Source organism: Streptococcus sp. 29896 (assembly GCF_032594915.1).
Taxonomy (GTDB): Bacteria; Bacillota; Bacilli; order Lactobacillales; family Streptococcaceae; genus Streptococcus; species Streptococcus suivaginalis.
The window spans coordinates 138,261-151,500 of record NZ_CP118733.1; the positions used below are offsets into that span (position 1 = coordinate 138,261).

Here is a 13,240-nt window from a genome sequence, read left to right on the forward strand (position 1 = left end):
TAATGGCAATTACAGTAGCGGATATCAAACGCGACATTCAAGAAAAAAACGTAACCTTTATTCGATTGATGTTTACCGATATTCTCGGTATTATGAAAAACGTTGAAATTCCAGCGACTGAAGAACAGGTAGATAAGGTTTTGTCAAACAAGGCTATGTTTGACGGATCTTCTATTGAAGGTTTTGTACGTATCAACGAATCAGATATGTATCTTTATCCTGATTTGAATACATGGACTATTTTCCCTTGGGGAGATGAGAATGGCCGTGTGGCTGGCCTGATTTGTGATATTTACACAACAGAAGGTGAGCCATTTGCAGGGGATCCGCGAGGTAACTTGAAAAAAGCACTTCGCCATATGGAAGCTGCAGGATTTTCTTCCTTTAACTTGGGACCAGAACCAGAGTTCTTCCTCTTCAAATTGGACGAATTTGGCAACCCAACCCTCGAAGTAAATGATAAGGGTGGTTATTTCGACCTTGCACCGACAGATTTGGCAGATAATACACGCCGTGAAATCGTAAATGTTTTGACGGAAATGGGATTTGAAGTAGAAGCCAGCCACCATGAAGTTGCGGTTGGTCAGCATGAAATTGATTTCAAATATGCAGATGTATTGAAAGCTTGTGATAATATTCAAATTTTTAAATTGGTTGTTAAAACAATAGCTCGTAAGCACGGTATGTATGCGACATTTATGGCCAAGCCTAAGTTTGGTATTGCTGGTTCAGGTATGCACTGTAACATGTCACTCTTTGATAAGGATGGGAATAATGCCTTCTTTGATCCAGAAGATCCTCGCGGTATGCAGCTGTCTCAAACTGCTTACCATTTCCTTGGTGGCTTGATTCATCATGCCTACAACTACACTGCGATTACAAACCCAACAGTTAACTCTTACAAGCGTTTGGTTCCAGGTTTTGAAGCCCCTGTTTATATTGCTTGGGCTGGAAAGAACCGTTCGCCACTGGTTCGCGTACCTGCATCCCGTGGAATGGGCACTCGCCTGGAGTTGCGTTCCGTTGACCCAACAGCAAACCCATATTTGGCTATGGCAGTGCTCTTAGAAGTCGGTTTGTCTGGAATTGAAAATCGAATTGATGCACCAGCTCCGGTTGAATCCAATATCTATGCCATGTCTGATGAAGAACGTCGAGAGGCAGGAATTACAGATCTTCCTTCAACGCTTCACAATGCTTTGAAGGCACTTCGTAAAGATGAAGTCGTTCGAGCAGCCTTGGGTGAGCATATTTACACCAACTTTGTCGAAGCAAAGAAAATCGAATGGGCAAGCTATGCCACCTACGTTTCCCAATGGGAAATCGACAACTACTTGGATATGTATTAAAAAAATGACCCTGGTGGGTCATTTTTTCACGAGCTTGAAAAAGACTACCCTTATATAGATTAAAAAAATTGGAGGCGATGTGGATGGATGAATTTGTAAAAGCTGTATTTGATGAACAGTATAGAGTGGTTTTTGGAGAAGGGAAAGACCTTGCTCCTAGTCAGCAGGAAATTGTTTTGGTAGAAGAGGAAGCAGGTCAATTAGTAGCTGTCTTGCAGGCCCAGCAGACCTTGGAAACGATTCATGTAAAGGCTTTGGTGGTTGTCAAACACAAGCAAGGTCAAGGATTGGGGAGGCGTTTGCTGATTCGTTTGGAAAATGAAGCTAGACAAAATGGAGTAAAGAGTATCACACTGTCAACTAAGTCCTATCAGGCTAAGGATTTTTATCTGAAGGCTGGATATTCTATTTATGCTCATCTAACAGATGTGCCGAAAAAAGGAATTTCCAAATATCATTTTATCAAGTGGTTGTAAGGTATTCCTATTGGAAAACAAGTGAAGCCTCGGCAGTTGCCGAGGCTTCTTTCTTAGTGATCAGGCGTTAAAATCATTGGGATGATGATTGGTTCACGCTCTGTTTTTTCGTATAGGAATGGTCGTAGGGCATTGACGATGGCGCCGTTAACCGTCTGGATGTTTGCATCCTTGTTTTTAAGAGCGATGCGGATAGCGTTGAAAAGGACGCGTTGGCTCTCGCGAATCAAGTCTCCGGATTCACGCATGTAGATGAAGCCGCGGCTGAGAATGTCTGGACCTGCTAGAATCATCTTGGACTTGAAGTCAACGGTTGCGACAGCAAGGACGACGCCGTCTTCTGAGAGGTCACGGCGGTCTTTGAGGACAGCTGCACCGATTTCACCAATACGGTTTCCATCCACATAGATGTCTTGAGCATTGAAGTGCCCTGCTAAGCGTGCAGAATCCTTGGTCAGCGCTAGGACATCACCGTTTTCCATGATGAAGATATTGTCTTTTGGCACGCCTGTATCAACAGCTAGGCTAGCATGGATTTTTTGCATACGGTATTCGCCATGGACAGGCATGAAGTATTTTGGCTTGATCAGGCGAAGCATGAGTTTTTGTTCTTGCTGGCCGCCGTGTCCAGAGGTGTGGATGTTGTTGATCTTGCCGTGAATGACATCGACACCGGCTTCAATCAAGATATTGATGAGTTTGTTAACACCTGTGGTATTTCCCGGAATAGGACTGGACGAGAAGATAACCGTGTCGCCCGGCTGGAGCTGAACCTGACGGTGGGTACCGTGGGCGATGCGGGATAGGGCTGCCATAGGTTCACCCTGGCTACCTGTACAGAGAATCATGATCTCGCTGGCAGGGTATTCTTTGATCTCGTTTGGCTCGATGAAGGTATCCTTAGGTACCTTGATGTAGCCGAGCTCGATACCATTGACGATAGCTTTTTCCATGGAGCGTCCAAAGACAGCGATCTTGCGTCCGGTCTTAACCGCTGCATCAGCCGCCTGTTGCAGACGGAAGATGTTGGAGGCAAAGGAAGCAAAGATGATACGTCCATGAATGCCTTCAATCAGCTTCATGATGGACTGGCCGACCACTTTTTCCGAGTTGGTAAAGGTTGGGACTTCAGCATTTGTCGAGTCGGAGAGGAGGCAGAGGACGCCTTCTTCACCGAGGGCAGCCATGCGGTGCAAGTCTGCGGGTTCACCAACTGGCGTGAAGTCGAACTTAAAGTCACCGGTACAGACGATTTTTCCTTGAGGTGTATCGATGACGATACCGAGTGGCTCAGGAATGGAGTGGGTGGTGCGGAAGAAGCTGACCTTGAGGTGCTTGAAAGTCAACTCAGTTTTGTGGTTGATTTCATGCAAGGTTGCATCGCGAAGCAGTCCGTGTTCTTCTAATTTGCCACGGATAAGGGCAAGGGCTAATGGACCTGCATAGATTGGGACATTGGCTTGCTTGAGCAAGAAAGGAATGCCTCCGATGTGGTCTTCGTGTCCGTGCGTGATGACCAGTCCCTTAACGCGGTCTAGGTTTTCAACGATATAGGAGTAGTCTGGGATAACGTAGTCAATGCCCAAGAGGTCATCTTCTGGGAACTTGATACCGGCATCGACGATGAGAATTTCATCCTTATACTCGATACCGTAGGTATTTTTCCCGATTTCTCCCAAACCACCGATGGCGAAAACGCCAACTTCATGAGGTTTTAGATTTACTGATGACATGGATTAGAACTCCGTTAATGTGAAATCTGCGTGGGCTTTTTCGTACTCCAAATGGTTGTCTGATAGCAATTCGATGAACTCGATGTTGTATTCAGGACGGTTGGTTTCCACCAATTCACGAGCGATGATACGGCCTTCGAGTTCACTAGCTGCCTCTACTTCTAAATAAAGAGAGCGAGTTTGCTCGCGGCGTGGGCTCGTTTTAGTTTCTTGGTAAAATACTTTATAAATCATGGGTTGGGTATATCCTTTCTTTTTGACTGGCAACTATGAAAAAAGCCCCAAACAGTTGGGTCTGTCTGGTAATGTCTATTCAATTTTCTCGAGTTGTCAATTTATTCAGTCTAAATGTACTCTTCATTATATCATAAAATAGGCTAATGGTAAAAGAGGATGGTAAGAAAATGGAAAAGTGTTATGGTTTTCAGAAATTCTGCATTTCCGAGGGGGATGAATCAAAGAAGTGAGTTAAGATTCCGCGTGTGTTGGGATTACTAAGACTAAGTTCAATTGTACCGAGAAAATGCCTGTCAACTGCCAGATAGTGATGTGACTTACTAGAATGACAAATCGGTTCGATCTATTAACCTACTCGAAAGCACAACCCAGTCTTTTCATTATTTGAAAAAATATCCAAGATAGCTTACAATAGAGAGTAGACTTGTAAAGAAAGAGAAACTTATGAAAATACTAGCTTTGGACAGCTCCAACCAGGCCCTATCGGTTGCCTTGGTGGAGGACGGTCGTTTGCAGGCGGAAACTCTGCTGGCCGTCAAGAAAAATCATAGCATCAGCCTTATGCCTGTGGTCGATTTTTTGGTGGCACAGGTGGGTTGGACGCCCAAAGACTTGGATAGGATTGCGGTCGCTCAGGGGCCTGGATCCTACACGGGTCTGCGGGTGGCGGTGGCGACTGCCAAGACCCTGGCCTACACCCTCAAGATCGACTTGGTGGGGCTATCCAGTCTTCAGTCCCTGGTTCCGCCTAGCCTGACGGGTCTGGTGGTCCCCCTCATCGATGCCCGCCGTAACTGCGTCTATGCAGGTGTTTATGAAAATGGCAGAGCAGTCGAGGCAGACCGCTACTGGTCTTTCGAAGATTTGCTTTCTAGCCTGTCTGGCAAGGAAAACATCACCTTTGTCGGAGAAGTAGAAAACTTTATGGAGCAGATTGAACAAGCTCTGCCGACTGCCCACTATCAAGCTAGTCTGCCGTCTGCCTATCAGCTGGCGGTGATTGGTCAAGACTTGCCAGCGGTAGATATTACTAGCTTTGAGCCCAACTATCTCAAGCGAGTAGAGGCAGAGGAAAATTGGCTCAAGGACAACCAAGCTGGCTCAGAAAGTTATATCAATCGTGTATGATAGAGATTAAACACTACGACGGTCAGGAAAATCTGGCAGAGGCTGTTTTGGCAGTTATGCAGTCGGTCTATGATCAATCTCCATGGACCCTGGAGCAGATTGCCTCTAGCATGTCTAGTCAGGATGAGGACTATTATCTGGCCTATGAGGGTCAGGAGCTAGTCGGTTTTTTGGCCGTGCAGACGGTGCTGGATGAGATGGAAATCTTGCAGATTGCTGTCAGGGCTGATTTTCAGAGGTTGGGAATCGCCAGTCAGCTGATGGCTGCTGTGATGGACTGGGATGGGGACATCTTCCTCGAAGTGAGAGAGTCCAATAGTGCAGCTCAGGCCCTCTATACACGCCAGCATTTTACCAGAATAGGAAAACGAAAAGACTACTACCGCCATCCTGTCGAGGACGCGGTGCTAATGAAGAGAGAACGGAATGAAAGATAGATTGATTTTGGCGATTGAGACCTCCTGTGACGAGACCTCGGTGGCTGTTTTGCGAAATGAGGCGGAGCTTTTGTCCAATGTCATTGCCAGCCAGATTGCCAGCCACCAGCGGTTTGGTGGGGTGGTGCCCGAGGTGGCTAGCCGTCACCATGTGGAAGTGATTACGGCCTGTATCGAGGAGGCTTTGCTGGAGGCGGAGGTGACGGCAGAGGACTTGACGGCTGTGGCTGTGACCTATGGGCCTGGCTTGGTCGGTGCCTTGCTGGTCGGGATTTCGGCTGCAAAGGCCTTTGCCTGGGCCAATGGTCTGCCGCTCATTCCTGTCAACCACATGGCAGGGCATTTAATGGCGGCACGGGTGGTTAAGGAATTGGAATTTCCCCTCTTGGCCCTCTTGGTCAGCGGTGGACACACGGAATTGGTCTATGTGTCGGAGGCGGGCGACTACAAGATTGTCGGTGAAACGCGAGATGATGCGGTCGGCGAAGCCTACGATAAGGTGGGGCGGGTCATGGGACTGCCCTATCCAGCTGGTCGTGTCATCGATGAGTTGGCACATGAGGGGCAGGATATCTATGATTTCCCTCGCGCTATGATAAAAGAGGATAATCTGGAATTTTCTTTCTCAGGTTTGAAATCCGCCTTTATCAACCTCTACCACAATGCCCAGCAGAAAGGGGAAACCTTGTCCAATGCGGACCTGTCAGCCTCTTTCCAAGCCTGTGTTATGGACATTCTCATGGCTAAGACCAAGAAGGCCTTGGAGCAATACCCTGTTAAAACCTTGGTCGTAGCGGGCGGTGTAGCAGCCAATCAGGGCTTGCGAGAGCGGTTGGCAGCTGAAATCACCGATGTGGAGGTTATCATTCCCCCGCTTCGCCTCTGCGGTGACAATGCTGGTATGATTGCCTTGGCAGCCGTTAGTGAATACAACAAAGAAAACTTTGCTGGTTGGGATTTGAATGCCAAACCAAGTCTAGCTTTTGAAAATTTGTAAGAAGGGGGAGTGGGAAAGAACTCGACCAGTCTAAAAAGAGTTCGTCAACAAGTCTTTATTTCTAGTTGTTGAGCTGAAACAGTCTATCCCCAGACTGTTTCACTCCCACCCCCGCACAGCTCCAACAGTCAGAGTAGTGACTGTTGGAGGTTGGAAATGAAGCGAACTCTGTTCGCATCAGTCGTAGAGGTCAGATTTGGAGTGTGAGACACGAATTGCTGAGATTTGCTTTGCAAATCTTATCTCCAACCTTTAACAGTCCACTGGACTGTTAAAGCCAATCAACCACTGCGCTGAGATGTTGACACGAACACTGAGAAGCGAGGCTGGACTGTCTGTCCAGCCTCTTTTTCTATTGACGGAGGGGGGCTGGTCCTCTATACTAGAATGATATATAGTCATTTGAATTAGCTTTGATACATCGTCACTTTCGGCTTGCCGTACTCTAGTACAGCCTGCACCTCAGTTCCTTGTCTGAAAGCTAATTCATTCGACTATAACTTGCTATTCAAAGGAGAGAAGATGAAAGAAGTGGACTTTCGTGAGGGTTTGCGGGATGCTATTCCCACAGCTCTGGGCTATGCCAGTATCGGTCTAGCCTGTGGAGTGGTATCGGTCAATTCAGGCATTTCTGCGGTGGAGATGGCTTTGATGAGCCTCTTGGTCTATGCAGGGAGTGCCCAATTTGTCATGTGTGCCATGATTTTGGCAGGTGCCCCCTTGTTGTCGATTGCGGTGACGGTTTTCTTTGTCAACCTGAGGAATTTTCTCATGTGCCTGCATACGACGACCATTTTTCAGGGGAATAGGCTGGGCTCCAACATCTTGATTGGCTCATTTTTAACAGATGAATCCTATGCGGTTCTCTTGCGGAAACACATTGAGGAAAAGCAGATTGCCCCTAGCTGGATGTACGGCAACAACTTTGCTGGCTATGCTTCTTGGGTTATCTTTACCACTCTGGGCAATCTCATCGGAGGTTTGATTCCAAATCCCGAGCAGTTTGGCTTGGATTTTGCCTTGGTTGCCATGTTTGTCGGCATTTTCTCAGGTCAGTTGGAGGCTATGGCTCGGACTGTTCCTTTGAAAAAAATCGGCTTGATTTTGCTGGCGGTTGGTCTAGCCTATGTCGGTCTGTCTGTGCTAGTGTCGTCTTATGTGGCGGTACTTCTGGCGACGCTTTTGGGTTGTTTTGTGGGGGTGATGATTGATGATAAAAACTAGTATTCTACTGATTATTCTGGCGGCGGCCCTGGTGACCTGGGTGCCACGCGTCCTACCTTTTGTACTGACGCAGAACAAATCCCTGCCTCCAAAGTTGGTGAAATTTCTCAGCTTTCTACCCATCACCATTATCTTTGCTCTGACCCTGTCTAGCATCATGGACGAAAAGGTGGGCTCCCTTCCCAGCCTTCTTCCCGTCGAAAGTTTGGCCCTCATTCCGACCTTTTTGGTGGTCCTGAGGACCAAAAATATCCTCCTCGCAGTAGTGGTTGGTGTCTTGACGACAGCTGCTCTCCGCTTGATTTTCTAGGAGGGGCTTATGGTTAAGGAAAATGCCAGAGGTATCGGATTGTGTCTGGTCTTAGCTGCAATCAGCCAGTGCTTAGGAAGTTGGGTTTCACTAGTTGGTGGGCCTGTTTTTGCCCTTCTAATCGGGATGAGCTTGCATTCTTACATTTCAAGGAAGAATGCCTTTCAGTCAGGTTTGACCTTTACCTCTAAGAAGATTTTGCAGTATGCTGTGATTTGTTTGGGATTTGGTTTGAATCTATCTGCGGTCCTTGCAGTCGGTCGCCAATCTCTACCAATTATTCTGTCAACAATTAGTTTTGCCTTGTTTTTGGCATTTCTGATGTGGAAAATCTTGCCCATTTCATCTCATCTGGCGACCTTGATTGGTGTAGGGACCTCTATCTGTGGCGGCTCTGCTATTGCGGCGACGGCTCCCATTATTCAGGCAGATGATGAAGATGTGGCACAGGCTATCTCGGTCATCTTTCTCTTTAATGTCTTGGCGGCCCTGGTCTTTCCAACTTTGGCGACCTGGCTTGGTTTTTCGACCGATTCGGGTCAAGCCTTTGGGCTCTTCGCCGGAACAGCGGTCAATGACACCTCGTCGGTCACAGCGACAGCAGCCACCTGGGATAGCCTTTACGGCCTGGGCAGTCAGACCTTGGACACGGCTGTGACAGTCAAGTTGACACGAACTCTGGCTATTATTCCCATTACGACGGTGTTGGCGATATGGCAGGCTCGAGGGAAGGGAGTTCAGGCAGACAAAAGTACGCTCTTGGCAGGTTTTCCAACCTTTATCCTCTATTTTATCCTAGCCAGTTTGGTGACAAGTCTTGCAGGTCACTTTGGATTGGGTGCGGCGGTTTTTACTCCGCTCAAAACCCTATCTAAGTTTCTTATTTGCATGGCCATGACAGCCATTGGCTTGCGGACCAATGTATTTGCTTTGGTGAAAAATGGCAGAGCTGCTCTTTTTGTCGGACTAGTTTGTTGGCTAGGTGTGACCCTGCTGACATTGGTTTGGCAGGCAATCTTGGGAATTTGGTAAAAAATAGAAAAATCCTAGTTGGTGAACCGCACCCCAAAAGTTAGAATGAAAAAATCTAACTTATGGGGTGCTATTTTTATGAAATTAAGTTATGAAGACAAAGTCCAAATTTATGAGTTACGTCAAAATGGTAACTCCCTCAATTCCTTGTCAAAACAGTTCGGTATTGCTCAATCTGGTATTAAATATATGATTCGATTGATTGAGAGATATGGCTTAAGTATTGTTAAAAAAGAGAACAATAACTACTATTCCCCAGAATTAAAGCAAGAAATGATTGACAAAGTACTTCTTAATAAGCAGTCAGCTCTCTCCGTCTCACTTGATTATGCCTTGCCAAATCGTGGAACCCTTTCAAACTGGATAGCACAATACAAGAAAAACGGGTATACTATTGTTGAGAAAACAAGAGGGAGGCCACCAAAAATGGGGCGTAAATCAAAGAAAACCTGGGAAGAGATGACGGAGTTGGAGAGACTTCAGGAGGAAAATGAACGCTTACGCACTGAGGTAGCTTACCTAAAAAAGTTGAGGGAGCTTCGTTTAAGGGACGAAGCCAGAGAGCAAGAAAGACTCAAACAGTTAGAGAGATGGTCGAAGAAGGATTCCGACTAGACATCCTTCTGACTATTTCCCAATTAGTTCCTTCTACCTATTACTATCACGTCAAACAAATGGACAAACCGGATAAAGACAAGGACTTAAAAGTTGAAATTCAAGCTATTTATGATGAACATAAGGGAAACTATGGTTACCGTCGCATTCACCTTGAGTTAAGAAATCGTGGATTTTCTATCAATCATAAGAAAGTACAACGGCTGATGAAAGAACTAGGCTTATCAGCTCGTATTCGCCGATGTAAGAAATACAAGTCTTACAAGGGGGATGTGGGCAAGAAAGCTCCTAATCTCATTGAGAGAGCCTTTGAAGGGACTAAGCCTTTTGAGAAGTGCTATACAGATGTGACGGAGTTCGCTCTGCCAAATTGTTCTGAAAAACTCTATCTGTCACCTGTTCTGGATGGCTATAATAGCGAAATTATTGATTTTACCTTGTCCCGCTCACCTAATCTCATGCAAGTTAAGTCCATGCTTGAGAAGGCCTTTCCTGAGGAAACTTACCCAAATACCATTCTCCATAGTGACCAAGGTTGGCAATACCAACACGAAGCCTACCATCATTTTCTTGACAGTAAAGTTATACGTCCTTCCATGTCTCGCAAGGGAACTAGCACGGATAATGGTATGATGGAGTCCTTCTTTGGCATATTGAAAACAGAAATGTTTTACGGATTTGAGAAGACTTTCAAGTCTCTCGATCAACTAGAGCAAGCTATCACTGATTATATTTTTTACTACAACAATAAACGCATTAAAGCAAAACTAAAAGGACTTAGTCCTGTTCAGTACAGAACTAAATCCTTTCACTAATATTTTTTATCTAACTTTTTGGGGTCAGTACATGGTACTAGGATTTTTTGTCTGCTTGATCTTGTTCTTTTAAGTTATTAGAAATATTGTTCAAAAGCAATGTCTGCACGTTCATAAGGGAATTTGTTTTTGTCAACTGGAATTTCGATAAAACCAAATTTTCTATACAGATGGATGGCGGACACACATTTTCGATTCGAAACGATAATCACTTTTTGAATCTGTTTCTCCTTAATAAAATCCATGCAAGCTTGCAAACAAGCCTTGCCAGCCCCTTGACCAGCAAATTCTTTTTTGGCAGCAAATTTTTCAATTTCCCACTCACCGGATGGGAGTGGTGCAACCATACAAGATGCCATAATCTCGCCTTCATCATTGATGGCGAAGAAAATCTCCCCACCATTTGCAAGACGCTCTTCAATGCTTCCTAGGACCATACGATCTTCATCTTCTACTTGAAACATTTCTTCTATCCAGGCGAGGTTCATAGCAATAAATGCTTCCTTGTATTCAGGTTTATAGGTTTCAATGTTCATTTTTCTTCTCCATTTCTTTTATGAGGGGGATAAGTGTTTCAATTGCTTCTTGAAATTCGGAACGTTGTTGAGGGGTCAAATGGCTCAATTGTTCAGTAATTTGCTGATTTGCTTTGTTGATATATGACTCAACAGCAGCTAGTCCTATTTTCGTCAGAAATAGACTGTGTTGACGTCCATCGATTTGGCTTATTTTTTTAATGATGTAGTCTGATGTTTGAAACTGTTTGAGAATTTTACTGATGTAGCCTTTGTCCAATTGGAGAGAATGGCTAATGAAAGAGGCAGTACAGCCTGAGTTCTCATAGATTTCAAATAATATCCGAACTTCAGTAAGATTGTAGCGTTCCCCTAGGTATTTGTTTCCAAGCAAATGAAAAACAGGCAGGTAAGAGCGGTTAAACTGTCGTAGTTGTATAATTAAATTTTCCAATAGACACCTCTGGCATTTAGTTGCTAAATGAAACTAATTTTTTAACAGTATATCAAAAATAGTTGTTTCTAGCAACTATCTTTGGGAGTTTTTATTGTATACCATTTTTTATCAGATACAGATTGACTTATTTTATCTGGCCTTGTTCTTTCGCTATACGGAAGATATTGCCATATTTATTGACCTTGGTTTCAAGGCTTTTTGTACCTCGATTGCTTGGTCACGGATTTTTCCAACAGGCTTCGAGACAGAGCCAAAGAAAACTGCCTCCCGTTATGGGAAGGCAGTTTTTATGCTTTCAATCTAAAAGTCCGCGGAGCTTTTTTCAGCAAAATCCAGTAACCTATGCTGACATAGGCAATCATAGCCAGGGAAATGAGTAGGATGTACAAGTGACTGCCTAGGTCCAGCTGGGTGTTGAGGTAGGCCACCCAGTAGAGAGCACCACTGAGGAATTTATAGACTGGGTTGACAACCTCCATATCCTTTGTAAAGGGCTGGAGGATGTAGTAGATAAAAAGGTCGTGGAAGGAAAAGAGAGCTGTCAAACTCAGCAGAAGTAGGGCGGTCAGAAGAATGGTTTCCCAGCTGAGAGCAAACCGCCACAGGATCAGGATTACCAAAAAGAGGCTGGTCGCAAAGATGAGATTGAGTTTGCAGGTTTGCAGAAATCGGTAGTTAAAACCAGCGATAATGGTCTTAGCCTCACGATAAAAAGGATAGTGAAGCATGGAAATATCGCAGTTAACAAAGACCATCTGAGCCACCACTTTGCCTGACGAAGCTACATACATAATCATGAAGGAAAGCGGTAAGAATTGGAGCAAGTAGTCTTCCGCAAAGGTAAACGGCTCTAGAAAGTAACGAATCCCCTCCAGGGCTGCCAAAATGACTACTAGTGCCAAGACCCAGTTCTGTACCTTCTTATAGAGGACCTTTTTGTAGCGGTCAAATAGCAGAGCGTTTAGGTAGGTCATGCCAGACAGGTGGGACAGGTCTTTTCCTGTTTCCGCATTGAGTTTTGCCTGCATCTGCAACCCTTGTCGGGTGTATTCATTTCCCTTGGTCATCTCAAAGATTTTTTGATCCAGCTGCATGGACTGGTCCATACAGTATTGAAGATAGTTTAGGTGGTTGGTTTGGCCTTGGATATACCGAAAACCCAGCCAGGTCAAGATCAGTTGGCTGATAAAAATCGGAATCAAGAGGCTGGTTGAGAGGCTATCTCGGAAGAGAATCAACAAGAAAAAACTACCGAAGCCGATTGCGATTGAAGCCCAGACTGGCCAGGAATGTTGTTTGAAATAGATTTTTCGATTGAAGAGAAGGCGATTGAGTGCCTGTCCACTAAAATGACCACTAGGGACAATCAGTAAGCCGACTGGTAAATAGAGGAGGTTTTTGGTGAGCACACAATAAACCAACAAGGCTGGAAGGTAGTAAAGACTAGTCAAGATGGGCTCAACAAAGAGTTGGCTTTGGATAAACTGGGCATGTGACAGCCTAAACTGCTGCATGAACTCCCTATCAGACTTGTTTATGAAGGGTTGGAAGCTCTGGCTGAAGCGATTGATAAAACCGACGGAGAGGCAAAGGAGCAGAAAACCCAAAAGCCAGGTGTCGGGATGGATATGGACCAAAGATGGTTCGCCGGTCAACAGGAGGTTCAACCAAAAGCAGGCGAAAATAAAATGAAGCAGGATCCAGAAACCTTTTATGAGAAAACGGCTTGGTAGGGAAAAAATCCGTAGGAAGAGAAAGAGGATAGTTTTAAAGTTGTAAGACTTATATACTGTCTCAGGAAGGATAGATCCTAGGCCAGGTATTTTGCGGATAAAATAAAACAGGCCATTGATATTGCGGTATAGTTTGAATTTCTCCTGGTTCCAATAGTAGCGTAGTAGTGTATCCATAAGCT

The 13,240-nt window shown here is 45.1% G+C and carries 15 protein-coding genes; 10 read left to right on the forward strand and 5 right to left on the reverse strand.

Features of this window, described 5'->3' with window-relative positions; translation table 11 throughout:
- The first annotated feature begins 2 nt into the window (after nucleotides 1-2).
- Entirely contained in the window at nucleotides 3-1,349 is a 1,347-nt protein-coding gene (glnA, locus tag PXH68_RS00780; protein WP_248028914.1) for a type I glutamate--ammonia ligase, read from the forward strand.
- 83 nt (nucleotides 1,350-1,432) lie between these two features.
- Nucleotides 1,433-1,825: a GNAT family N-acetyltransferase gene (locus tag PXH68_RS00785; protein WP_248028912.1), complete on the forward strand. Its 393-nt coding sequence runs from the start codon at nucleotides 1,433-1,435 to the stop codon at nucleotides 1,823-1,825.
- Nucleotides 1,826-1,878: 53 nt separating this feature from the next.
- On the opposite strand, the gene rnjA is transcribed toward PXH68_RS00785, so the two are convergent.
- Both rnjA and PXH68_RS00795 read right to left on the reverse strand, forming a co-directional pair.
- Nucleotides 1,879-3,558: a ribonuclease J1 gene (gene rnjA, locus PXH68_RS00790; RefSeq protein ID WP_248028911.1), complete on the reverse strand. Its 1,680-nt coding sequence runs from the start codon at nucleotides 3,556-3,558 to the stop codon at nucleotides 1,879-1,881.
- A 3-nt stretch (nucleotides 3,559-3,561) separates the two neighbouring features.
- On the reverse strand, nucleotides 3,562-3,792 hold the full coding sequence (locus PXH68_RS00795; protein WP_248028910.1) for a DNA-dependent RNA polymerase subunit epsilon: 231 nt from the start codon (nucleotides 3,790-3,792) through the stop codon (nucleotides 3,562-3,564).
- A gap of 447 nt (nucleotides 3,793-4,239) precedes the next feature.
- Between PXH68_RS00795 and tsaB the strand changes: the two genes are divergently transcribed.
- The 7 genes from tsaB to PXH68_RS00830 all read left to right on the forward strand — a co-directional run bounded on the left by tsaB (nucleotide 4,240) and on the right by PXH68_RS00830 (nucleotide 10,353).
- Nucleotides 4,240-4,923: a tRNA (adenosine(37)-N6)-threonylcarbamoyltransferase complex dimerization subunit type 1 TsaB gene (gene tsaB / locus PXH68_RS00800; RefSeq protein WP_248028909.1), complete on the forward strand. Its 684-nt coding sequence runs from the start codon at nucleotides 4,240-4,242 to the stop codon at nucleotides 4,921-4,923.
- Entirely contained in the window at nucleotides 4,920-5,360 is a 441-nt protein-coding gene (gene rimI, locus PXH68_RS00805; protein ID WP_248028905.1) for a ribosomal protein S18-alanine N-acetyltransferase, read from the forward strand. The genes tsaB and rimI overlap by 4 nt, the downstream gene beginning before the upstream one ends.
- Nucleotides 5,350-6,357, forward strand: coding sequence for a tRNA (adenosine(37)-N6)-threonylcarbamoyltransferase complex transferase subunit TsaD (gene tsaD, locus PXH68_RS00810; RefSeq protein WP_248028902.1), 1,008 nt, complete (start codon nucleotides 5,350-5,352; stop codon nucleotides 6,355-6,357). Before rimI ends, tsaD begins: the two co-directional genes overlap by 11 nt.
- A gap of 522 nt (nucleotides 6,358-6,879) precedes the next feature.
- Nucleotides 6,880-7,581 carry an AzlC family ABC transporter permease gene (locus tag PXH68_RS00815; RefSeq protein WP_248028901.1) on the forward strand — a complete coding sequence of 234 codons (702 nt, stop codon included), beginning with the start codon at nucleotides 6,880-6,882 and terminating at the stop codon, nucleotides 7,579-7,581.
- Entirely contained in the window at nucleotides 7,568-7,891 is a 324-nt protein-coding gene (locus tag PXH68_RS00820) for an AzlD domain-containing protein (protein WP_029186940.1), read from the forward strand. The genes PXH68_RS00815 and PXH68_RS00820 overlap by 14 nt, the downstream gene beginning before the upstream one ends.
- A gap of 9 nt (nucleotides 7,892-7,900) precedes the next feature.
- Entirely contained in the window at nucleotides 7,901-8,923 is a 1,023-nt protein-coding gene (locus PXH68_RS00825; protein WP_248028900.1) for a YeiH family protein, read from the forward strand.
- A gap of 78 nt (nucleotides 8,924-9,001) precedes the next feature.
- A protein-coding gene (locus PXH68_RS00830) for an IS3 family transposase (protein ID WP_316715559.1) occupies nucleotides 9,002-10,353 on the forward strand; the annotation gives its coding sequence in 2 pieces (ribosomal slippage) (nucleotides 9,002-9,458 and nucleotides 9,458-10,353; 1,353 coding nt in all).
- 77 nt (nucleotides 10,354-10,430) lie between these two features.
- Here the strand turns inward: PXH68_RS00830 and PXH68_RS00835 are convergent.
- Both PXH68_RS00835 and PXH68_RS00840 read right to left on the reverse strand, forming a co-directional pair.
- Complete coding sequence (locus PXH68_RS00835; RefSeq protein WP_029171639.1) at nucleotides 10,431-10,889, reverse strand: GNAT family N-acetyltransferase; 459 nt, start codon at nucleotides 10,887-10,889, stop codon at nucleotides 10,431-10,433.
- Nucleotides 10,879-11,322 carry a MarR family winged helix-turn-helix transcriptional regulator gene (locus PXH68_RS00840; RefSeq protein ID WP_248028533.1) on the reverse strand — a complete coding sequence of 148 codons (444 nt, stop codon included), beginning with the start codon at nucleotides 11,320-11,322 and terminating at the stop codon, nucleotides 10,879-10,881. The genes PXH68_RS00835 and PXH68_RS00840 overlap by 11 nt, the downstream gene beginning before the upstream one ends.
- A gap of 94 nt (nucleotides 11,323-11,416) precedes the next feature.
- Here PXH68_RS00840 and PXH68_RS09860 point away from each other — a divergent pair, with 94 nt between their 5' ends.
- Nucleotides 11,417-11,629, forward strand: a complete 213-nt coding sequence (locus tag PXH68_RS09860; protein ID WP_398582965.1) for a family 1 glycosylhydrolase — start codon at nucleotides 11,417-11,419, stop codon at nucleotides 11,627-11,629.
- Here the strand turns inward: PXH68_RS09860 and PXH68_RS00850 are convergent.
- Nucleotides 11,613-13,235, reverse strand: a complete 1,623-nt coding sequence (locus PXH68_RS00850) for a hypothetical protein (RefSeq protein WP_248028534.1) — start codon at nucleotides 13,233-13,235, stop codon at nucleotides 11,613-11,615. The genes PXH68_RS09860 and PXH68_RS00850 overlap by 17 nt on opposite strands.
- Nucleotides 13,236-13,240: the final 5 nt, after the last annotated feature.